At 35.5% G+C, this 23,046-nt stretch carries 20 protein-coding genes; 4 read left to right on the top strand and 16 right to left on the bottom strand.

Annotated elements, in window-relative coordinates; translation table 11 throughout:
* Positions 1 to 3,432: a two-component regulator propeller domain-containing protein gene (locus KEM10_RS03165; RefSeq protein ID WP_212213395.1), complete on the bottom strand. Its 3,432-nt coding sequence runs from the start codon at positions 3,430 to 3,432 to the stop codon at positions 1 to 3.
* Positions 3,433 to 3,526: 94 nt separating this feature from the next.
* Here KEM10_RS03165 and KEM10_RS03160 point away from each other — a divergent pair, with 94 nt between their 5' ends.
* The 4 genes from KEM10_RS03160 to selD all read left to right on the top strand — a co-directional run bounded on the left by KEM10_RS03160 (position 3,527) and on the right by selD (position 7,435).
* On the top strand, positions 3,527 to 4,156 hold the full coding sequence (locus KEM10_RS03160; RefSeq protein WP_212213392.1) for an NAD(P)H-dependent oxidoreductase: 630 nt from the start codon (positions 3,527 to 3,529) through the stop codon (positions 4,154 to 4,156).
* 88 nt (positions 4,157 to 4,244) lie between these two features.
* A complete protein-coding gene (gene guaC, locus KEM10_RS03155) occupies positions 4,245 to 5,285 on the top strand; it encodes a GMP reductase (protein ID WP_212213389.1) in 1,041 nt (346 codons plus the stop codon).
* A 91-nt stretch (positions 5,286 to 5,376) separates the two neighbouring features.
* Positions 5,377 to 6,417 (top strand): tRNA 2-selenouridine(34) synthase MnmH, encoded by a 1,041-nt coding sequence (mnmH, locus tag KEM10_RS03150; RefSeq protein ID WP_212213385.1) that lies wholly within the window; start codon positions 5,377 to 5,379, stop codon positions 6,415 to 6,417.
* Positions 6,404 to 7,435 carry a selenide, water dikinase SelD gene (selD, locus tag KEM10_RS03145; RefSeq protein WP_212213381.1) on the top strand — a complete coding sequence of 344 codons (1,032 nt, stop codon included), beginning with the start codon at positions 6,404 to 6,406 and terminating at the stop codon, positions 7,433 to 7,435. Before mnmH ends, selD begins: the two co-directional genes overlap by 14 nt.
* A gap of 207 nt (positions 7,436 to 7,642) precedes the next feature.
* Here selD and KEM10_RS03140 read toward each other — a convergent pair whose 3' ends face one another.
* The 15 genes from KEM10_RS03140 to KEM10_RS03075 form a co-directional block, all read right to left on the bottom strand.
* Positions 7,643 to 7,972 carry a hypothetical protein gene (locus KEM10_RS03140; RefSeq protein ID WP_212213377.1) on the bottom strand — a complete coding sequence of 110 codons (330 nt, stop codon included), beginning with the start codon at positions 7,970 to 7,972 and terminating at the stop codon, positions 7,643 to 7,645.
* Positions 7,972 to 8,523 carry an RNA polymerase sigma factor gene (locus tag KEM10_RS03135; protein ID WP_212213374.1) on the bottom strand — a complete coding sequence of 184 codons (552 nt, stop codon included), beginning with the start codon at positions 8,521 to 8,523 and terminating at the stop codon, positions 7,972 to 7,974. The genes KEM10_RS03140 and KEM10_RS03135 overlap by 1 nt, the downstream gene beginning before the upstream one ends.
* A 14-nt stretch (positions 8,524 to 8,537) precedes the next feature.
* The gene (locus KEM10_RS03130; protein WP_212213371.1) at positions 8,538 to 8,915 is read right to left on the bottom strand and encodes a DUF6249 domain-containing protein; all 378 of its coding nucleotides are present in this window, start codon (positions 8,913 to 8,915) and stop codon (positions 8,538 to 8,540) included.
* Positions 8,916 to 8,988: 73 nt separating this feature from the next.
* Positions 8,989 to 9,207: an Imm17 family immunity protein gene (locus KEM10_RS03125; RefSeq protein WP_212213368.1), complete on the bottom strand. Its 219-nt coding sequence runs from the start codon at positions 9,205 to 9,207 to the stop codon at positions 8,989 to 8,991.
* 76 nt (positions 9,208 to 9,283) lie between these two features.
* The gene (locus KEM10_RS03120) at positions 9,284 to 9,649 is read right to left on the bottom strand and encodes a hypothetical protein (RefSeq protein WP_212213365.1); all 366 of its coding nucleotides are present in this window, start codon (positions 9,647 to 9,649) and stop codon (positions 9,284 to 9,286) included.
* A gap of 76 nt (positions 9,650 to 9,725) precedes the next feature.
* Entirely contained in the window at positions 9,726 to 10,685 is a 960-nt protein-coding gene (locus tag KEM10_RS03115; protein WP_212213362.1) for a hypothetical protein, read from the bottom strand.
* A 143-nt stretch (positions 10,686 to 10,828) separates the two neighbouring features.
* The gene (locus KEM10_RS03110) at positions 10,829 to 11,887 is read right to left on the bottom strand and encodes a DUF3810 domain-containing protein (protein WP_212213359.1); all 1,059 of its coding nucleotides are present in this window, start codon (positions 11,885 to 11,887) and stop codon (positions 10,829 to 10,831) included.
* A 390-nt stretch (positions 11,888 to 12,277) separates the two neighbouring features.
* Positions 12,278 to 12,667 carry an HU family DNA-binding protein gene (locus KEM10_RS03105; RefSeq protein ID WP_212213356.1) on the bottom strand — a complete coding sequence of 130 codons (390 nt, stop codon included), beginning with the start codon at positions 12,665 to 12,667 and terminating at the stop codon, positions 12,278 to 12,280.
* 1,323 nt (positions 12,668 to 13,990) lie between these two features.
* On the bottom strand, positions 13,991 to 14,443 hold the full coding sequence (locus KEM10_RS03100) for a hypothetical protein (RefSeq protein WP_212213353.1): 453 nt from the start codon (positions 14,441 to 14,443) through the stop codon (positions 13,991 to 13,993).
* A gap of 110 nt (positions 14,444 to 14,553) precedes the next feature.
* Positions 14,554 to 15,267 (bottom strand): ABC transporter ATP-binding protein, encoded by a 714-nt coding sequence (locus KEM10_RS03095; protein ID WP_212213350.1) that lies wholly within the window; start codon positions 15,265 to 15,267, stop codon positions 14,554 to 14,556.
* A 37-nt stretch (positions 15,268 to 15,304) separates the two neighbouring features.
* Positions 15,305 to 17,626, bottom strand: coding sequence for an ABC transporter permease (locus KEM10_RS03090; protein WP_212213347.1), 2,322 nt, complete (start codon positions 17,624 to 17,626; stop codon positions 15,305 to 15,307).
* A gap of 37 nt (positions 17,627 to 17,663) precedes the next feature.
* Positions 17,664 to 19,982, bottom strand: coding sequence for an ABC transporter permease (locus KEM10_RS03085; RefSeq protein WP_212213344.1), 2,319 nt, complete (start codon positions 19,980 to 19,982; stop codon positions 17,664 to 17,666).
* 218 nt (positions 19,983 to 20,200) lie between these two features.
* On the bottom strand, positions 20,201 to 20,440 hold the full coding sequence (locus tag KEM10_RS24235) for an endonuclease domain-containing protein (protein ID WP_317196620.1): 240 nt from the start codon (positions 20,438 to 20,440) through the stop codon (positions 20,201 to 20,203).
* A gap of 12 nt (positions 20,441 to 20,452) precedes the next feature.
* Positions 20,453 to 20,599 carry a DUF559 domain-containing protein gene (locus KEM10_RS24230; protein ID WP_244825497.1) on the bottom strand — a complete coding sequence of 49 codons (147 nt, stop codon included), beginning with the start codon at positions 20,597 to 20,599 and terminating at the stop codon, positions 20,453 to 20,455.
* Positions 20,600 to 20,665: 66 nt separating this feature from the next.
* Positions 20,666 to 22,957 (bottom strand): ABC transporter permease, encoded by a 2,292-nt coding sequence (locus KEM10_RS03075; protein ID WP_212213341.1) that lies wholly within the window; start codon positions 22,955 to 22,957, stop codon positions 20,666 to 20,668.
* Positions 22,958 to 23,046: the final 89 nt, after the last annotated feature.

The raw sequence follows: 23,046 nt of genomic DNA, 5'->3' as shown, positions 1-23,046 counted from the left end.
TTATTTCTTAATTGGAATCTGAAAATAGAAACATGAACCTATACCTTCCTGGGAAGAAAGTCCTATTGTTCCGCCTAACAACTCAACCAGATTTTTTGATATCGTTAAGCCCAATCCATTGCCTCTATATAAATTACTAACATCATTTTTTACTTTCAAAAAGCGTTCGAAAATAATCCGCTGATGTACCTCATCAATTCCAATACCTGTATCCTCAACAAAAAACCGAACATGACCATCAATTACAATATATCCAAGCTTAACATGACCATGAGAAGTAAACTTTAATGCATTATTAACCAAGTTTTTTAAAACTTGTTTTAAGCGAAAGGGGTCCGTTTGTATTGTTAATTCCGTATCAGGAATATCTAATTTAAGTTCGAGTTCATCTTTATCAACCAGATACTTAGAATTAAGGAAAGAATAAAACACCTCTGTTATTACACTATTCACAGAAAAACTTGATGCCTTGGTAATAATCTGCTCAGATTCAATCATTGATATATCAATAATATCGTTTAGAAGATTCAACAATTCATCACCATTAGATTTTATCATTTCGGCATAGTCAAGTCTTTCTTTCGGATTAAGAGAGGCATCGAGCAAAAGATCGGAGAAACCGATAATTGCATTCATTGGTGTACGAATCTCATGACTCATATTTGACAGAAATGCTGATTTTAACCTATCTGATTCTTCTGCAGCCAACTTCGCTTTCTCTAATTGGGCTGTACGTTCCTGTACCTTTTCCTCTAACGATTGAGCAAACTCTTCGAGCTGTTTTTTCTGCCTTGCAATTTCATCGCGCTGCTTATGAGCAATACTGCTTTGTATTTGAAGATCGTGCGTTTTTTCCTTTACTGTTTGCGCCAGTATTTCCTTTTCTTTTCGCACCTTATGTATGCGATACCTAACCAGGAAGAAAACACTAAGCAAAACTGAAAAGGACAACAAAGCAATAAACCAAGCTGTCTCCCAAAATGGAGGAGTCACTACAATCTCTATTTGTCTGATATTATCACATAAATATCCGTCAGAATTGGTTGAACGAACTTCCAACTGATAATTACCCGGCCTTAGATCCACAAAACTCAAGTGGCTTTCATTTTGTAATGGAATCCAGTTTTGAAAGCTAGGCTTAAGTCTATAGTAATACTCTATCTTTTGGGGATTTTTATAATCCAACGAAGCAAACTTTAAGGTTAAGAAGCGCTCATCGTGCGACAGTCTTATTCTTGATGCAGTTATCAAAGACGTTCTAATAAAAACATTCTCTCTTTCACGGGCGTCGCGTATTGAACCATCTTTACCGTACAAATACAGTCCTGTATAATATATTGGTGGTTCATATTTCGAAAGCTTCAAGCTATCAGGATGAAACCTATTAAACCCATTAATACCACCCATTAAATAACTTCCGTCGAATAATTCAATCGCCGCCGGATTAAATTCATAATCCTGCACACCATCACTACTGTCGAAATTTAAAATTTCACCGGTTGTCATATTTAACCTACTGATTCCCCGGTTTGTTGAGAACCATAAATTTTCTCCATTTTCAAATACAGAATATACAAAACCATTAAGCAATCCAGTATCTTCAGTATATTGTTTTGACACCTTTAGATCTCCATCAATACAATCGACTCCCTTATCTGTACTTATCCAGATTTTATTATTCAGCCCTTCTGATATTGTATTAACGCGGTTGGATAAAATTGAGTTTGGATTACCGTCCTCATGCTTGATAACAGTAAATTGATCTGCAGTATAATCGTATAAATTCAATCCATCTTCTGTTCCAATCCAAAGCCTACCCTGAGAATCACATTTTATATCCCAAATAGAGACACTACTTATCGAATGTTTTTTATTGCTCGGCTTATACACCTTAAATGTACCATTTTCTTCATCCATTCTGCACAATCCAAAATTGGTACCTACCCATAAACGATCCTGAGCATCGCGCTCCAAAGCAAATACATCATTACTTGGCAATGAAGTTGAGTCTCCCGGAATATTATTATACAGCTTCACCTTATCAAGTACAACATCATATTTTATTAAACCACTGGAGGAACCAATCCATACAATACCAATAGGATCACTCAAAATTCTCCAGATAGCATAATCTTTGCCATCCTTAAAAATATCGATATGTTCAAATCGATTTTCCTTCACATACCATTTAGTTACACCTTGAGAGGTACCAATCCATACATTACCCTGCACATCTTGTTCAAAAGCAAATACTGCATTTCCATAAACTGAACTTTCATCGGGTACGTTGTAATAATGTTGAAAGAAATTGGGTTGTAACGGCATTTTAACAACCCCAGAATTATGAGTTCCAATCCAAAGCAAATTGGTGTCATCAATAAACAAAGAGGTTACATAGTTTTCCGGGATTGAATAGGAATCAAATCTATTATTGACAAACTTTTCTTGCTTTCCGTTTTTATCAACATGTAATAATCCATTTTCTTTGGTTCCAATCCAAAAATCGTCATCAACCCCTTTTATAATTTGTGTAATATATTGTCCTTGGGCAATGGACGGTTCGTATTCACCTGTTTGTGTACAAACTTTAAAACAACCATTATCAGTTCCAACCATCAGATAGTTCTCTTCCAACTCCACAATACAATTAATAATATTGCTTTCAAGAGTTTTATCTTCAGATACTTTATTTAAAAAAAGTTGATGACCATGGTTCTTCCTTCCAATCTTTATTAATCCCTGACCAAAAGTTCCCAGCCATATTTCATTTGTAGAACTAACTAGTAACGAAAGAGGAGATGCATCTTTTATTTCACCATCTTCACATTGATAAGTTTGATAATTGGTGAATTTTGCCGAATCAGGATGAAATGCACTTAAGCCATATGAATTGGCCATCCAGACGGTTCCTTCATCATCAATTTCCAAGTCATATAGAAAATCGGATAGAATAGAATTGCTGTCTTGCTGAACCTTATAATTGGTGAAAGTTTCTTTAGATGGATCAAATACACTTAATCCTCCTGCCGTAGCAATATAAATCCTATCACGCTCAACATCCTCAACAATATCAGTAATAGTGCTATTTAAAAGACTATTACCCTTCACTCCTGCACCCCTGAAGACATTCACTTCTAGACCATCATAGCGATTTAACCCATCATTGGTTCCGAACCATATAAAACCTCTGTGATCTTTAAAAATCGAGAATATTGTATTTTGAGATAATCCCTCATTAACTGAAATATTGTCGAAGCTGTATTTCCTTTCCTGCGCCTGCACAGATAAGAAAAAACACCCCAATAAAATCAACAATTTTATTCGAATAGTAGCAAAATATTTATCAACAATAACTCTCAACTTCTTAACCAACAATTTATCTGTTATATAGACATTTAGATACAATAGTAATAAAAACGAAATTACTAACACTCTTTAGATACACAAATTTCCTAATCACATAATTCAATCCTTCTATCAAACAAATTCTCTTGACTAACGTTTCTTCTTTTTAAAACGAATTGCAATGGATATTATTAAACAACTTAATTGGCGCTATGCCACTAAACAATTTGATAGTTCTAAAAAACTAACAAACGATCAATTAAACCTGATTTTGGAAGCAACTAACTTATCAGCTTCTTCATATGGTTTGCAGCCTTATCAGATTATTGTAGTTGAAAACCAAGAAATACGAGAAAAACTTAAAGATGCAGCCTGGGGACAGCCACAACTAACCGATGCCTCTCAAATTATTATTTTTGCGGCCAAAACAAATTTAGAAGATAAGGATGTAGATGCCTTTATTCAGTTAGTTTCAGAAGTTCGTGGAGTACCTGTTGATTCGTTGGTTGATTATTCTTCTATGATGAAAGGATCAATGGCCAACTTATCAAATGATGAAAAAACAGTTTGGGCAGCAAAACAAACTTACATAGCATTAGGTCAACTATTAACAACCTGTGCTCTTAATAATATCGACACTTGTCCGATGGAAGGATTCAACCATGAAGAGTTTGATAATATTTTAGGACTGAAAGAAAAGAATCTGACATCCGTTGTAATGGCTGCCGTAGGATTCAGATCTGAAACAGATAAATACCAGCATCTGCCAAAGGTTCGAAAACCGATTAATGAAATGGTAATTACCTACTAAAAGAAAAGGACTCCTGTCCTTTTTTTATTTTATTCTCACCAACAAACAGTGAAGAATTAATTACATTTATGAGTTAAAAACTTTAATTATGAGAATAGAATACGACATCAAATTAGGTTTTAAAGATGTAATGTTTCGGCCCAAAAGGTCCACTTTAAAAAGTAGATCGCAAGTTAGTCTGGACAGAACATTTCTGTTTAGAAACAGCCAAAAGGAATGGACAGGTGTGCCTATTATGGCAGCCAATATGGATACCGTAGGGACCTTTGAGATGGCAATTAAATTGGCTGAAAAGAGAATTTTTACTGCTATTCATAAGCATTACACTTTTGAGGAATGGGATCAATTTTTAAAGACAGCCCCCAAGGACATTGAAAAATACATTGCTATAAGCACCGGAACCGGCCAACCAGATCTTGAAAAAATAAGTAAAGTAATTCAGGCTCACCCCCAAATGCAATTTATTTGTATTGATGTGGCCAATGGTTATTCAGAGCATTTTGTAGAATTTGTAAAGCAAACACGTGCACAATTTCCAACCATGACTATTCTGGCAGGCAATGTAGTTACCGGAGAAATGGTGGAAGAATTAATATTGGCCGGGGCTGATATTATTAAGGTAGGTATTGGACCCGGATCGGTATGTACCACGCGTATTAAAACAGGTGTTGGTTACCCACAACTTTCTGCTATTATCGAATGTGCTGATGCTGCTCATGGATTGGGAGGTCAAATAATTAGTGATGGAGGTTGTTCTTCTCCGGGAGATGTAGCCAAAGCTTTTGGTGCCGGCGCTGACTTTGTTATGCTAGGCGGAATGCTTGCAGGACACGATGAAAGTGGCGGTGAACTAGTAGAGCGAGATGGTAAAAAATACAAACAGTTTTATGGTATGAGTTCATCTACTGCTATGAAAAAACATGCTGGAGGCGTGGCCGAATATCGCGCCAGTGAAGGAAAAACTGTTGAAGTTGATTACCGCGGATCTGTCGAAAATACCGTACAAGATATTTTAGGTGGGGTACGCAGTACTTGCACATACGTTGGTGCTTCAAAACTTAAAGAACTGACTAAAAGAACTACATTTATTCGTGTTGCTGAGCAAGAAAACAGAGTTTATACAAAGTAATTGAATCGTTATCAGGCAGAAGATAATAGACAAGTAACTTTTAATTTCATTGTTTTATCTAGCATTGGGGTAGAATAATTACCTTTACCCCATGCCAATAGATATAACCATAACTCAATATTTGAACGATTTTGAAGACTGGCCTCTGATTGATGTTCGCTCACCCGGTGAGTTTATTAAAGGACATATCCCTGGTGCTATCAACATAGAGCTATTCAGCAACGATGAACGTGCTCATGTAGGAACTGTATATAAGCAACAGTCGCAACAAGCAGCCATTGACTTAGGGTATCAATATGTAAATCCTAAGCTACAATCATTCATTGATCGATCAAAAGCTATTGCTCCCAACAAAAAAGTAGTGGTTCACTGTTGGAGAGGCGGAATGCGAAGTCATGCTTTTGCACAACACCTGCAAGACAATGGATTTACTGAAGTGTATGTTATTGAAAAAGGCTATAAGGCTTTTCGAGGCATAGCTCTAAACTCATTTGATGAATACAAAATCAATGTATTAGGTGGCTATACCGGTAGTGGTAAAACTCATATTTTAAATGAACTAAAAGATCGAGGGGAGCAAGTACTGGATCTTGAGTTTATTGCAAAACATAAAGGCTCGGCCTTTGGTAGCATCGGATATGGACAACAACCCACAACCGAACAATTCGAAAACAATTTGTATTGGGAATGGCGCAATTTAAATACCAACCACCCTATTTGGATTGAGGACGAGAGTCCGAATATTGGTAATGTAAACATTCCGCAATACCTGTTTCAGAAAATGCGGGCAAATAAACTTCTGTTTATCGATATTTCAAAAGAAGAAAGGGCAAAGTTACTGGTAAATGAATATGCATTGGATAACAAACCTAAACTGGCCGATGCCATCCAACGAATAAGTAAACGCCTTGGCCCTCAAAGAACAAAAGAGGCTCTTGATTTTCTGGAACAAGACAATTTTTATAAAGTAGCATTGATTACTCTTGAATACTACGATAAATATTATTTAAAAGGATTGGCGAAAAGAGATGAAGATAAAATTGAGATTCTGAAACTTGAAGATACCGATTCAAAGCGAAATGCCCAAACCATACTTGAATACTATCAAAAACATTTATATGTTGGAATTTAAACTAACACAATACAGCCATGGTGCTGGCTGCGGATGTAAAATAGCACCTTCCGTTTTGAGTTCGATTTTAAAAAGCAATATACCTCCTGTAAGCAATGACAAATTAATAGTTGGGAATGATACCCGCGATGATGCTGCTGTTTATGACTTAGGAGATGGAACTGGCGTTATTAGCACAACCGACTTTTTTATGCCTATTGTGGATGATGCTTTTACTTTTGGTAAAATAGCGGCCACCAATGCCATCAGTGATATTTATGCCATGGGCGGAACTCCGCTGATGGCGATTGCTATATTAGGATGGCCGGTAGATAAATTGCCGCCCGAGGAAGCATCAAAGGTAATGGAAGGTGGTCGTCAGGCTTGTAAAGAAGCCGGAATTCCATTAGCAGGAGGACACAGCATTGATAGTCCCGAACCCATTTTTGGTTTAGCTGTAACTGGTCGCGTAGATTTAAACAAATTGAAAAGAAACGATACTGCCACCAAAGGATGTTTACTTTACCTAACAAAACCGTTGGGTGTTGGCATTTTAACCACTGCTCAAAAGCAAGGCAAGTTAAAAGAAGAACATGCTGATATAGCTCCTGATATTATGAGCCAACTCAATTCTATTGGAGAAGAACTGGCTAATATGGATGGCGTTGAAGCCATGACTGATGTAACCGGTTTCAGTCTGATTGGTCATTTGAGTGAAATGTGTGAAGGAAGTGGACTTTCAGCTGAAATTGAATTCGACAAGATTCCAAAATTGGATGTATTGGATGAATATATTGAACAAGGTTGTATGCCCGGAGGAACACATCGCAACTGGAATAGTTACGGTGAAAATGTAAACCTGAAATCACAATCTTATAAGTCGCTTGTATGTGATCCTCAAACAAGTGGAGGTTTACTATTGGCTGTTCGTCCTGAAAAGGCAGCAGATGTGGAAGCTCTGCTAATAAGCAAAGGAATTAAAGCTGAATCTTTTGGCGAACTTACCAAAACGAAAGAAAGCTTAATTACCGTGTATTAATATAGACTGTTAGACTTATAGAAACCAGACTTTAGATTGATTGATTTACATAGCGCTTACGATTATTGTACATCCTCTTTAAATTAATAGTAGTTTATCTCATATTTTAATAGTTAACCAATCTATTCTTTATAAAGACAGCATAGTAAACAGGCAGAAAGCAGAAGTATATTCACTTTTATTCTAAGCTTCCCCTTTTGCACTGACTTACTTTCGACTATTACGGAATGAGAATCGGAATAAAGCATCCATCAACCAAACTAACACACCTGTTAACACCAATAGTAAAGGTATTTGAAGGTATTTCATATCAAAATTAAAGATGGGTTGTTGGATATAGGGAATAGAAATAGTGGCAATAATGCCAAATAAAGTACCTATAGTAAAAAACACCCACGACAATCGTATATTTTTTAAAATACCCTGACGACTTTCCTCTTCTTTATAAACCGATTGCATCACACTATCTTCAAAATCAGCGAAGGGCATATTTAGTTTACTGTCACTTAACAACTCTTTAAACTTGTTTTCTTCCATCACAATATACTTTTAGCTTCGGTTTTTAAAATCGTATTCAACTCTACCTGAAAACGCTTTCGGGCGCGATGCAAAATCACTTTTATATTACTCAACGACCAGCCTGTTACTTCCTGCACTTCGCTCATTGCCATTTCCTGCAAATAAAATAAACGCAATGCCAGGCTTTCGTTAGCTGGCATCCGAATTAACACTTCATTGATATAGAACTTACGCTCATCATCAGTAAGTTTATCCATACTGTTTTCTTCCGTCTCCTTACCTACATCATCAATGCTATCAAAAGTATGCTTCCCTTCCTTCTCGGCTACCCTAAAGGCTTTATTAATAACGATGCGATACAACCATGTACTGAATTTTGAATCGCCTCTGAATTGTTTAATATTCTGAAAGACATTTAAAAAGGCTTCCTGAGCTACATCACGGGCTAAAAATTCATTTTTAACCACCGACATTGCAACAGAAAAGGCCATGTTTTGGTATTGCCGGATAATAAACCGGAATGCCTCCACATCGCCATTCTTAACCTTTTCGATATAAATATCTTCCATTAAAGAGCCTTGTTTTATTTTTTACGATCTACAAAATGAGCTAAGATCATACCTAAACCACCAAATAAAAGCATAGATGCAAAAACCAAGCCTGGTGCAACTTGATTTAATGAATCTTTTAATTCAGGTATTGAAATGATAAACAACCCCAACACTAAACCAAAACCTAATCCACTAAGCAACAATCCAAATTTCATCCATGGAAATCTAAAAGTCTTTTTGTCATTCCTTTTTCCATAGAAGTTATTTACATCTGCTCCTTTTTCGATTAAAGCTAATCGCTCAGTATTTCTTGCTTTGACATAAAAAAACCATGCCATAAATGCTCCTGCAAAAAAAGCAAGCCAAACAATACCAATCATGATATTTTCAACAATTCTTACACTTTCCATATTCTAGTATTTTAATGTTTTGCAGGTAAGAGACTATTAGAACGAAAAAGGTTACAAGCCCACCTAAACTTATTTAGATTTTTATATTTCCACTTATTACCAGGTATCCAACAACAGCAAAAAATAACCCCAGAGCACCATATAACCAGCGAGCACCCGTTCTCCCTAATGATTTTATAATAATCTGAGCTCTACGCTGTTTAAAATACCACTCCCAGTTAATAATAACTGCAATCACCAGGAAAAGACCAAAGGCAATCATTAAATAAAATACAAATGACATATTTTCCATATCCAGTTTTTATTTCAAAATTAAGCATAAAAAAAGGGATCAAAAACGATCCCTATGCATATAATACAATGTTAAATTAATTCACTGTAGCCAACCAATCCTGAGCCTGATCAAGTGTTTCAAACGAACGTAGATCGCGACCAGACAACTTCATGACGCCGTTATAAACAATACGTTGTAAACCACCAATACCCACAACAGCTCCTGCCTTAACAAAAGGCTTATTCCCTTTTAAGAAATCGGAAAACGCATTTTTGATTTCGTTATTAAAGTGCATTCCTTTAATATTGGTTAGTGTCAATACTGATTTTTCGGATTGGCTGCGAATATATTCCGCACTCGGTTGTATTAAACCGTCAACCTCTTCACGACTCCTCATATCTGAAAAGTCCATAAAGAAAAATGTTTTACCATTATAACTGATAAATTCTGGCTTTCTCATGTTAGATTTTTCTCAATTTATAAAATTTGGATTTACGAACAATAATATAAAAAAAGACACTTCACTCCAACATTAATTACTCTTCAACTTCTTCCGGAATTTTAAAAGAACCGATATTAGTTAATTGGTAATCGGACATTACAAATGCACTTTTATCATTTTTATTGATATCTGTTACTTCATAGGTCGATTTTTCTCCATCATTCAGATTAACATGCTCACTAGCCATCATAAAGCCATTAAACACTCCATTTGAATACATCGATGATTTAAAGATGGTAGTCATAAAATCCTCACTTTTCCAATCAACATCCTGTGTAATATATACCAAGCCTTCACTCTCTTCATCTTTATACTTATATTCATCACATTTATAGCCCAAGATGGTTTTAGTATTGCCTGTTTTGGTTAACCTCGGATCAAGATTATTCATATCCTCCGGCATTTCGTCTTCCTCTTCCTCATCACTTTCATCATACATCGAACCATCCACTAAACCATCTACTCCATAAATAATACCTGATTTTTCATCATCATTAAGAATAATACTCGCCTGATTTTTCATATCCATTATAATCAATCCTTTTTGCTGATCAGGATTTGATTCGGTCTCATTGGAAATAAATTCATAGGCAAAGGTTTGATCATCAGTATTGGTATAAATCTTTATATCTCCGTTACTCGAAGTTGTACCATCTTTATCTATGCTCTCGATGTGCATGGTAATGGATGAAGAAAAGGAATAACTATCATCAATATCCACCGGTTCACCGGCATATCCCATACCGGCCAGTTTCTCTGCCCACTTAGCAGACATATCAACATCGCTCTCTGACTGAGATTCGTCATCCTCAAAGGCTTCTTCAAAAAGCTGATCAAGCTTCTTATCCATTTCCTCTTCGGTTTTTTGTTCAGCTTTTTTCTCGGCTTTCTCAGCTGCTTTCTTAGCCATTTTTTCCAGAAAGGATTGCGATTGCACATTCTGTGTTGCAAATGCAGCTATTATCACTACAACTGTGATTATGTATTTTCTCATAATAAGGTGTATTTTTGAATCAATGCAAATTACCATCAATTTGCACCATAGTCAATCAAGCTGATTATCATTCATCAACGAAACCTTATTGTTAGCGGAAATTTTTCAAGAATAACAGCAAGCGAAGCTATATGCAAAGCAAATTACTTCATTGATTGCGTATACAGATAGTCCATCACACATTTTACTACTCCTTCGTAATCAGCAATACCTTCATCCACTTTGTTGGTTTTTAGGTAAGCATCATTAACCGCTGTGGCTACTTCTTCTACATTACGATTCATTAAAGCCATCCAGTGTTTGGAAACCTTGGTATAATCCTCTTTTACTTCCGGACGAAGATATGATACCGCTTCTTTAAAGCTGCCTATACGATGGGTTGCATAAGCGAAATATCTGAGTAAATACAAGTTGGCACTGTATTTCATTTGTTGATCATCGGAGTGAGTGCAAATATACCAGGCATAAAAGTTGGCTTCAGCTTCGGAGGTTATTCCGTATCGATGCGATAATTCGTGAGACAATACCAAAGGTAATTCAACCGGCAGAAGGTGTTTATTAATATGTACTTCACTGAAAAACGGACCGTAATAGCCCGAAATGGTGGCAGCTGCAAAAAAACGACTAAAAGTCATGCTTTTGGGGTTGGTCTTACAAAGGCGTGTATCAATCTTTAAAAACTTATGATGCTTAACGTATTCGTTTTCAATAATTGAAACCCATTGCCTTTTATCAATGGAATCAACTTGGGTATAACTCTGATTCACTTCATCAATCAACCATCGGAAAGTATTCATTAATTCTGTTGTATCGGCTTGTGCTTCCTCAAACGACAAACGCTCATTTAAGTCAGATCGATAATAATTAAAGCCCCACAACCAATAGAAAGCCATATAAGTCAATGCCAGGGAACTAATAATGAGACGAAGAGATTTGGCCCATTTAATTTTTCGAAACAATGGTAAAATCAATAAAGAAAGTAATCCAAGCGAAAGAAGAATGTAAAACAGATCGTCGAGAGAAAATGAAAACCAGCCACTAATCAAAGAAAGAAAAGATGCTATGAGTGGATAAATACCCGATGAATAAAACTGATTAGTAAGTTGTGGTGATGTGGCAGCTAATTCAGTTAGGATAAATGTAATCAAGGCTAATAATAAGATGAGTACAAAGGGTTTTGTTAGCCAGGTTTTGATTCTCATAGTTGCTATTTTGTAACAAAGATATGGATTTGTTTGAAGACAGAAGAGGGAAAAGTCCGGAGTCCGGAGCACGAAGTCCGATCGATATAAATCAGATGTTTTTTTAACTTTTGACTTTTAACTTGAATTCTTTTGATTTGGATCTAGCTACAGTCGTCCTTGCAGGACTCTATCCGTGATGAATCCCTTCACAGCAATTACGTACTGTGCTTGTACAGGCGTCCCTCCGGGACTGTTTAGATGTTGGCTGTTAGCTGCTGGCTACTAGCTGATAGCTCATTAACAGTTCGGCAATTCATCAGTGAAAAGCACTGAGTCCGAAGTCCGAATAAAAAAAAGTCCGCTAAGCAATTAACTTCCCACATCGGTCCTCAGTCTTCCGACCTGATACTACTCATCCACCCTTTGAAAATGAATATCCTTCAATTGATTCTTCAATTCTTTACCCACTCTAAAGCGAATATTCACATCTTTTATACAACGCCAGGTAACTTCTTCCTTCGAATCTACACAATCACTCTTCATATGCAGGCTGAAAGTACCCAACTCGCCCAGTTGAACCGTTCGGTTTTCAGTTAAAAGAGATGGTATAATATCGCTAAAGGCAGTTAGTACGCCAATAATATCAGCACGCGACACAGTCGACATTCTTGAAATTAATTTTGATAATTCATTCAAATCAACCTTACTTCTGTCACATGCTCTAGCATAGTAAACATCTTTTGTAATCCCAACCTTATCAACTACTTCTTGTTTAATAATCTTGTACTTTAAAGCCATAAGTAAGTATTTGTTTAAATACGGATAAGTATTTCATTAATTATTTAACCGGGGTTATAATCTATTTTAACCGGGTCTTTCATTTATATTAACCGGGTTATAATCTTTTTTAACCCCAGTTAATATTGCATGTAAATGCTTAACTAATTTAAGCTTCTTAACAGGAAAAAGCAAGCACATAAGCACTCTATTTCATAAAGGTCTCTTACTGCATTGGTTTAAAATTTAGATTAATAAACCAGTCTACCATCCACCGGCAGACCTTTGAGCTGAAGGCAATTGTAGTGAAACGAAAATCGTGAATACTTTTGAATTATAAATGCGAATCAGCAGTTGAACCCACTTTGGGGTTCCTTTATAATACGTTCATATTCCACGGGTTCCACCCGTGGCTATTCTTATTAAATCCTTTCAGGATTTGAAAATGTCTGAAGGACATTAACAATAATAGCCTCGTGCGGAGCGCGGGGTGACTATTTGACTAATGATAAAACCCCGAAAGTGGGTTGAACTTTACTATAAAACAATTTGAACTATTGATTCGCATTATAAAAATATATGAACAAAAAGTTGAAGCCATAGAAGCTTAAGTAAAGAATTCTATTATTCCTTTTTTAGAAAAACCTGCCTGTCGTCAGCCTACTCTTTTAATACTTTATTGTTCAAGATATACAGTGCTAATACATAACCTTCATTTTTCTTTTAAGTATTGTATTAAATGCCATCATACTGTTTAGCTATTCTTTTGATTTTTTTGCCTCAAGCCGGCAAGGCTTTTACTTTTTTTCAACAGTCAAAAAAAGTAAACAAAAAAGGCCGCGGCTGCATTAGTGCTGATCATTTGCTATTGTAGCTCTTAAGTGCGGCCGGGTGATCTCGGAGGCAAGCTCCGAGCTTCCCGGTCTTACTAATGAACTACTGCTATCTAATAATCATCCCTAATGAGGCCGAAAAAGAGTGTAGGGAAAAGAAGTGAATGATCTATTATTGCTCAATAAATATATCGGAAAATTTAGTTAACAATAATGTGTGAAAGAGTAGGTCGTCAGCCAGGGACATCAAAAATCTTTAGGTTTGAGGCGATTGCTGCGCACCGTTGACGAACTTATGGCTTCAGGTACAACTTCTCGTTTCTCAAAGCCACCATTCCGCTATGTTCGGACCCTGTCGTTGCCAACAGCGCACTTGGCTTCATATTGTCTTCCTTCCGATTAGGCAACTCAGTTTTCTTCCAAACTGACGGATTAGTTTGCATGCGAGGCAAACCAAAAAAGCAGATCCGATAGTCGAACCTGCTTTTTGTTTATGCTGTATAATTTGCTTTTATTTTTTCATAAAGAAATATACTTTTCGCTCCTGACTACTTGGAATACCAATTATATTATTCAGGTAATCGTTTTTAACAGTAAGTCCACCTTTTTGAACATATCCCTCACCCATTGGCATGCACTGACCCCACGAGCCACTTTGCTGGCAGTTTTCTATATCGGTAATGCGTGCAATGGTATGAACACCTACTGTAATAACACAGAAATGATAATCTTTGGCTGTTTCCAATGCTTCTGCTATGGTTTCTTTATTCAAATCCATCACTTTATCAGCCTGAGCTGCTGCCAATTCTTTGATGTCAGCTATGGGCGTTCCTTCCTGAATGGTAGTATTCTCAAATTTGATAATTCCGTCTAAAAATTCAGTAAGTGTTTCCACTTTGGTTTGGGCATTAACACTAACAGCTAACACTAAAAACAGAGCTGCTAATACATTAAGTCTTTTCATAGTAATTATTTTATGTTTGACGACTTAAATATATAATAGTTCAACAGATTTTTAGGCAGATGGCAGAAGAAAATAATTTATTAAACGCTATCATAAATTGTTTTTAGCCTTTAAATATTTTCGTTAACCAGGTTTTTAGGTGCCATAGATCCATTCATTTTCTCGGTTACAATATGTCCGTCAAAAAGGTTGATGGTGCGGTGTGCATACTCGGCATGTTCGGCAGAGTGAGTCACCATTACAACGGTGGTTCCTTCTTCGTTTAGCTGACGTAACAGATTCATTACTTCTGCTCCGTTTTTCGAATCCAAGTTACCTGTAGGCTCATCGGCTAATATCAATTTAGGATTGGCTACTACAGCACGAGCAAAGGCAACCCTTTGTTGCTGACCACCCGATAATTGTTGAGGAAAGTGTTTGGCACGATGAGCTATTTGCATACGCTCCATTACTTTTTGTACACGCTCTCTGCGCTCCTTGGCCGATAATTTCAGGTAGATCAAAGGCATCTCGATGTTTTCAAAAACGGTTAATTCATCAATCAGGTTAAAACTTTGGAATACAAATCCAATGTTTCCTTTACGTAAATCAGTACGCTGACGTTCTTTGAACTTCGAGATTTCCAAGCCATCAAAATACAATTCGCCTTCCGATGGATTATCCAGCAAGCCAATAATATTCAGCAAAGTTGATTTACCACAACCTGATGGTCCCATAATGGCAACAAATTCGCCTTTCTTCACATGAATATTCACATTATTTAAAGCCGTTGTTTCAACTTCCTCTGTTCTGAATATCTTTTGTAGATTCTTTGTTTGTAACATATTTGTGAGTTTTTTTTAATTTCTTTTTTAGGGTTCTTTATTCGTAACGTAGTGCTTCTATTGGGTTGCGTGTTGCTGCGCGCCAGCTTTGCCAGCTAATGGAGGCAATAGTAATTACCAAAACCATAAAGCCTGATAATAGATAAATCCACCAACTAACTTCTGTTTTAAAAGCAAAGCTTTCCAACCATTTCGACAAAGCATAATAAATTAAAGGTAATGCTAATACAAAAGCAATCAATACTTGAGTTATAATTGATTTATTTAAAAGCTTAACTATCTCTATAGCTCTAGCACCGTTAGCTTTTCTTACGCCTATTTCCTTCACTCTATATTCGCATGAATAGATAACCATACCCAGCGAACCTATCAATGCTATAAAAAGTGCAATAATACTGGCATAAATAATTAACCTTCCTTGCTTTTCGGATTGCAGGTACTGTTTGTTTAACGACTCGTCTAAAAAGAAATAGTTTATTGGAAACCTTTTTTCGAACTTGGAATAAGTTTCTTCGATATAGTTGATTGTTTGAGCCAAATTATTTCCAGACACTTTTAAACTCAAACAATTGTGACGAGTAGATGTTAACCAGAAACACATTGGTTGCACCTCTTCGTACAATGAAGCATACTTCATATCCTTCACCACACCAACAACATCGCCTTCAAAATCAAAACCAGGCATCTTCTTTCCAATGATATTTTCCTGCCAACCAAACTTTGTAACTGCTGCTTCATTAAATATAAAGTTATTTTCATCAGACTTTATATTAGATAAGAAGGATCGTCCATTCACAATTTCAAATCCCATGAAATTCAAATATCGTTCATCAACCGGCCAGGCTTTGTAGTTAACTATTTTACCGTCTATGCTACGTCCCCATCCCATTCCTACTTCTCCGGGAACAAATTGAGAATAAGCATAATCACTTATGTTAGGGTTTTTAAGTAGCTCATCAGCGAAAGTATCTTCACTTTTAGTTATATCACCGGTAGTTCGTAATACCAGTATATTTTCCTTCTCAAAACCCAAATCGTAGTTCTTAATAAAATCCAGTTGCTTGTAGATGAGAAGTACTCCTGCCAACAGAGTAATGGCAACCACATATTGCATTACCGGCAATATCTGTTTTGATGTACCTCTTTTGATAGATAAAGGAACCATTCCTTTTAATGCTTTAATTGGTTCAACCCTGTTGAGGACACCCGTAGATAATAAATACAATGCAACACCAAAAACGAATAGCAGTAGGTATAAAACTAACAACAACGAAAAATTAGAACTCATTTTAATTTCATACCCAAACAAATCGGGATACAGATGTAAAATATTTTGAGCAATCCCCAGTCCAATAATAAAGGCAACAGTTATTATAAAACCAGCAACAAAGGAATCGTATAGATAAATTTCATTTCGGGATCCTCCACTTATCTTTCTCAAACTAACATTCTTTATCCGTTTGGGTAAGTCCGCAAATGAAAAGTTCAGGTAATTAACAAAAGCCATAACCAACAGTAGTATAGATACTATCAATAGCGTATTAACCAGTTTAATATTACCATTACCAAATGCACTTTTGAAATGCAAATCAGATAAGGGTGTCAAGGATAACTGACGTATTTGTTCACCATCATCATCATAGCAATTATCTTGCATTTTATCCAACTGGTTTAATTTAGCGTTTACAGCATCAACATTTGCCCCATCGGCAAGCTTTACAAAGGAGAAGAAACTCCATTCACTCCATTCATTCACCCAATTGTATGTTATAAAACTGCAAAAGCCATCTTGCGCATAAAATGAACTATTCACAGGTAAATCTTCATAAACTGCTTCAACGGTAAGAGGTTCTCTGTAATTTTTAAGGATCTGCTTACCAATAGGGTCTTCATCACCAAATATTCTTGTGGCTGCAGATTGAGAAAGGATAATTTTATCCTTGCCATACAGAGGTGTTTTATTGCCTCTGATAATATTGAATGTAAAAAAACTGGTAAAGGTTGAATCAACGGAAAATAATGACAAATCAAATGTATTTTCAATATCACTCTTCTTTGAATACATTCCGTCCCAAGACTTTATAGTACAATGACTCTTGATATCGCCCAACTGATCTTCAACATAATCACCTAATGGATTGGGCAAAAAAGGATGCTTCCTTCCTTGATTTAAATTATTTATTTCTATCAAATAGATATTCTCAGACTTTTGATTATTTGAGTCGAAGGTGTATTCATTGTAGATGTATAAAGCCAGAATTATAAATACCCCAAATGAAATACTTAAACCAAGAAGGTTAAAGGCCTTAATTCGTTTGGATACGCGAAGGTTACTTTTGATAGTTTTTAATATATTCATTTAGTTCAGATTTTGTCATATTTAATTAAGGGAATTTTTATTCGTAACGTAAGGCATCTACAGGGTTTCGATTAGCAGCTGTAATAATTTTAAAACCCGTTGAAACCAACAGCATCATCAAAACTAAACAACCACTAATAATATATATATCGGCTGTTATAGGTATTTGATACGAAAAGGTTGTAAGGTATTGGTTACTTATAAAATACGATATGGGTGTAACAATAATAAATGCAATAGCAAAACGAAGCATCAAATTCTTCGAGAGCTTCCAATAGATGGTAGCTACCGATGCACCAAATATTTTGTTAATCCCTATTTGCTTTTTATTACGCTCAGCAATAAAATACGATAAACCAAAAAGCGACAGAAAAGCATTGAGAATAACAATTAACACGAAAATGTTGATTAATGTTACCGTTCTATAAAATGATTTAGCTCCTTGTGATGTTGAATCTTCGTACGATTTTAAGTTAATTGGATAATTGGGATTAGCTTCACGCAAAACATGTGTAATATGCTCATAGGCTTCTTTCTTTTTACCGGGATTGATGCGAAAAATAAGTCGGTTTGCCTTATTGCCAGCACGCCTTATAATTAAAGGAGTATCTTCAAATATAGGCGGCGCAGCCATATAATTACTTACTACCCCAATTACGGTATACATTTTATCCCATACCATCAATTGTTTACCTAAAGGTTCGTCCCATCCCATGTTACTAGCCATTAATTCATTTATCACAATTGAGTTGTCTTTATCTGTTTCACGATCGGACAAGAAAAAGCGCCCTTTATTCATACGAATATGAAACAGATTTAAAAAGTCGGCTTCGCAAACAAACATATTTGTCATTTGAGTATTATCTTCCATCTTCCAATTAGAAGTAAAACTGGCTTGCATAGCCGGCATATTCTGGCTCCAGGTTACAGATTCAATTGCCGTATTCAGTAATACTTCACTTTTTATTTTATTCAAATCGCCCCAATTATGGCCATTAATGCTTATTACATTATCAGCATTAAACCCAACCACCTCATCACGGTCTAAATATCCGGCTTGCTTATGGCTAACGATCATTAGCTGAATTAATAAAATTGCCACAACAAACTGAGAGGTTGACATTACATTGCGTATTCGGCTTTTACCTGTTGTGTCACCAAACGATGACCTCAATAATAACACGGGCTTGAATCTCGACATTAGCATTGAAGGATAGAATCCGGCCAGAAACACTGTGATGATAAAAAGAACAGCAATTAAACCCATCACTGTTGAATTAAAGAGTAAGGTTAAATCTGTATCCATCATCGAATTAAAATAGGGCAAACCTTGATATACAATTACCAGAGCCAGTCCAAACCCTAGCAATGTAACCACTGCAGTATCGGTCATAAACTGACTAAAAATATCTTTTGCTTTAGCGCCATTCGAAAGGCGTATACCTACTTCCTTTATGCGAGTGGTATACATTATGGATGACTGACTAACGTAATTTAATATGGATAGCATCAAGGATAATAATCCACCAATAAACAATATGTATAAATTGGCTTTATTATTTTCGAAAACACTGTTCAAGTGAAAGTCAGTGATAGGCATTAATGCAACCGTACAATCTTCAATTTTTGATGGAAATTTAAAATTAGTCGCAATCTTCTTGTTCAGCTTTTTTATATCTGTATGAGGAGTTACCAAACAGTAAATATCGTAATCGGTTGTAAGGTAACCTTCGGGATTGTTCAAAACCTGTTTAGCCAAATTCCACGATACAATAGCATCGGTTTTTAAATGTGTATTACCCGGTAGATCTTTAAAAACGCCAGCTACAGTCAGCATTACTTCATGACCATTTAAATTCGCCTTCAACAACTTGCCTACAGCATTATTTTTGCCAAAATATTTCTTTGCCATTGACTCCGATAGGCATAAAGACTCATCATCATCAGAATAAATCTGTCCTGAGATAAATTGATATGTAAAAATTTCCATGAATCTTTCCTGCGCCAATACAATATTTGATTCGGTTAAAGGCACATTATCTTTAAAAAAGATAGAAGGTAATTGAAAGCTACATACCCCATCTGTTATTTCGGGAAAGTTAGCTGGTAAATCAATGGCAGTTTGTGGAAAACTACTTGGCAATTCCGAGAAAGCACCAAAATTACCAAAGGTGATTACCTTCGCTATTTGCTCATATTTATCATGCCCTCTTTCGTATGTAAACTCATAGTATGAGAATAGTAAAGCAAAAAGAGCAGTACTTAATCCAATAGCTAAACCAACAATGTTAATAAAGCTGGGTATTTTATTTCTTTTGATGCTTCGGAAAGCACATAATATATACTGCCTCTTCATAATCTGCTACTTTATAAATCTATTTTAACTATGCCAAATCTTATACCTCAATTATAACACACTGAATATGTACTTGTTAAAAACTCAAATCATTTTTCAACTGTTGGAATATCCAACACTGGTGTATTTATTTCCTACAATATTGTATTTCATATTGTTGTGTCAGATCTTATTAAATGTCTTATTCGTAACGTAACACCTCCACCGAATTCCTCCCCCTAAATCCCCCAAGGGGGACTTTTGAGCCGGTTTATAATCGCTGTGTTTATTTTTTCAATTACATTATCTATATTATTTTCAACTTCTTGGTTACTAAACCGGATAACCTGTATATAAAAACGTTCCAATTCTACCGATCGTCCTCTATCATATTCTTTTTGACTCTCATGAATTTTACCATCTACTTCAATAACCAATCTTGCTTGATGACAATAAAAATCAGCAATGAAAATATCAATAGGATGCTGCCTTCAGAACCTTAAGTTTAAAACTTGTTTATTCTTTAACCTATCCCATGATAACTTTTCTGCACCTGTCATATTTTTTCTTAAAGCTTTTGCCTTTTCTAAAATACCTGGTTTTGCTCCGAAATACATTGTCTTATCAAGTTCATTCATTTTAGCTATTATTTAGTTTTTGTTCGGTTCTCCCCCTTGGGGGAGTTAGAGAGGTGACAAAAACGGTTACTCATACCTCAACGCCTCCACCGGATTCCTTGTGGCTGCCCGCCAGCTCTGCCAACTCACTGTTAACAGAGCAATTCCGAGGGCTAGAATGCCAGCCAGAGCAAAGATCCACCAACTCAGTTCAGTTTTATAAGCGAAATTCTGAAGCCAAAGATTCATAGAATAATAAGCGATGGGTGTAGCTATTACAAAAGCAATGGCAACCCATTTGATAAAGTCTTTGTTAAGCAGGGTAAGAATCTCTGATATTTTAGCACCGTTTACTTTGCGGATGCCGATTTCTTTTGTGCGAATTATCGAACAATGTATAATCTGTCCAAGTATCCCCAGGCAAGTGATTAATATTGTTATCAATGACAAATAAAGCACAGCTGTTCCATATCTTTCTTCTTTTTTATATAAGGAATCAAAATGATCATCATAAAACACTACCTCAAAAGGTTGATTAGGAATAATTTCATTCCAAACTTTCTTTAGTTGCCTAATCATTTCTGGTATATTCCCTTGGGACAACCGAACATTTAAAAAACAATGGTTTTCCTCTGCAAAAGCTATATAACAAGGCTCAATCAAGGAATGAAAAGAAGTAATACTAAAATCTTCTACCACACCAACTATTTTAAATCTTCCTTCTATCTTTTTGTTTAATTGCCAAAGATCATCCAACGTTTTACAGCCACTTTCCTTCATAAAAGATTCGTTAACCATACATAAAGTATCTTTTCCTGAATCCCAAAAATCACTTCCTTCAATACGTTTTATATTCATTGTATTAAGGAAATCTTTATCTCCATATATACCATTCAACAAAATTGTTTTCTCACCTATTTGCAATCTACTTGTGTTATTGATATACCCGGGAGCACCATTACTCCATGAACTATTCTTTACAAAAGCAAGTTGATTTACTTTATCTTTTAATACTTGAAACGAATTAAAAGTAGAAGGTAAATCTATTCTAACTAATTGTTCGGAATCAAAACCTAAAGAATGGTCCTTCATAAATTTTAGTTGCATATTAACCACAATCGCACAAGCTATTAAGATTATTGAAACAGCTAATTGAAAGGTGGTTAATATTGATTTATACGAAATTGATCCTTTAGAATATTCGGATACAAGGTTTCCATTTTTGGTCTTTCGGGTAGCACTTTTAACAGAAAAAAAAGATAATAATAGAATAATAAATAATATAACTCCTCCCCAAATTGCTATTAATGTAGGATTAAAAACCTGTTTTATATTAAGGTCTATTTTAAAAATACTATTTATTAATGGCAATTGAAATATAGCAAAAACAAAAGCCAGTAGTAAAGAAGCTCCTATCAAAAGCAATGACTCAGATAAAAAATACGAATAAAGGCTTCTTATTGAAATTCCATGAATCCGTTTTATAACAACAGCTTTCTTTGTTGACAACTGCATTGATAAAATAAAATGGATATAATTAATAAAAGCAACTAATAAAATAAGGATTGCAATACCCTCTAATAATATTATTAATTGCCTATTCCCTTTCTTATTATAATCACCGATTATCTTATCACTAAGATAGATATCTTGAATAGGCTGTAAAACAATTGGATCATCATGAATTGAATACTTTGCAAGAGTTTTATTTATAGCTTGCTCAACCTGCTTATAATCTACGTCATTACCCAGTTGTATAAAATGATTAATGGGATTAATACCCTTTCCATTTTTTCTTATTTTTCCAAAGCGCAAACCTGAATTCTCCGCATTCAATAATAAATCAGCCGAAAAGCTGCTTCCATCAGGCAAATCTTCTATTATAGCAGTTACTGTTAATTGAATCCCACCCATAAAGACTATCGATTCTCCTAAGGGTTCTTGATTTGGAAATAATTTGGCAGCTGTTGATTGAGTTAATACTACAGAATTCTCATTAGCAAAAGGCTCCTTGCCTGAACGCTTGACCGTTTTTATTGAAAACATTTTGAAAAAATCATTGGTCGTACTTACAAAAGATGAAGTTTTAATAAATGTTTTATTGGTTCGAAACATAAATGGCCACTTCCCCTTTTGCCTAACTGGACAAACCATCTCAATACCCGAGTAATGCTCTTTTAAAATATCATACAAATCATAGTCAAGGTCAGCATTCCTTTTGCCTGATGAGTTTTCTGTTATTCTGTATATATTTTTATAATTATCGTAACAGGTATCTATGTTATACTCTCGATTTACAAAAAGTAGAGTAGTAATAAACACTGAAAAACCAACAGCAAAACCAGCAATACCTATACTTGTCTTGACTTTTTGTTTCATTATTGTTCGAAATGCATATTTGAGATTCATTGGCAACATAAATTTGGATGACTTTATTAATTATTTATTCTTACCCTTACAGTTGTTTG

Source organism: Carboxylicivirga linearis (assembly GCF_018271995.1).
Taxonomy (GTDB): domain Bacteria; phylum Bacteroidota; class Bacteroidia; order Bacteroidales; family Marinilabiliaceae; genus Carboxylicivirga; species Carboxylicivirga linearis.
The sequence above is the reverse complement of the archived record's forward strand: the minus strand, read 5'-3'. Positions and strand labels throughout refer to the sequence as shown.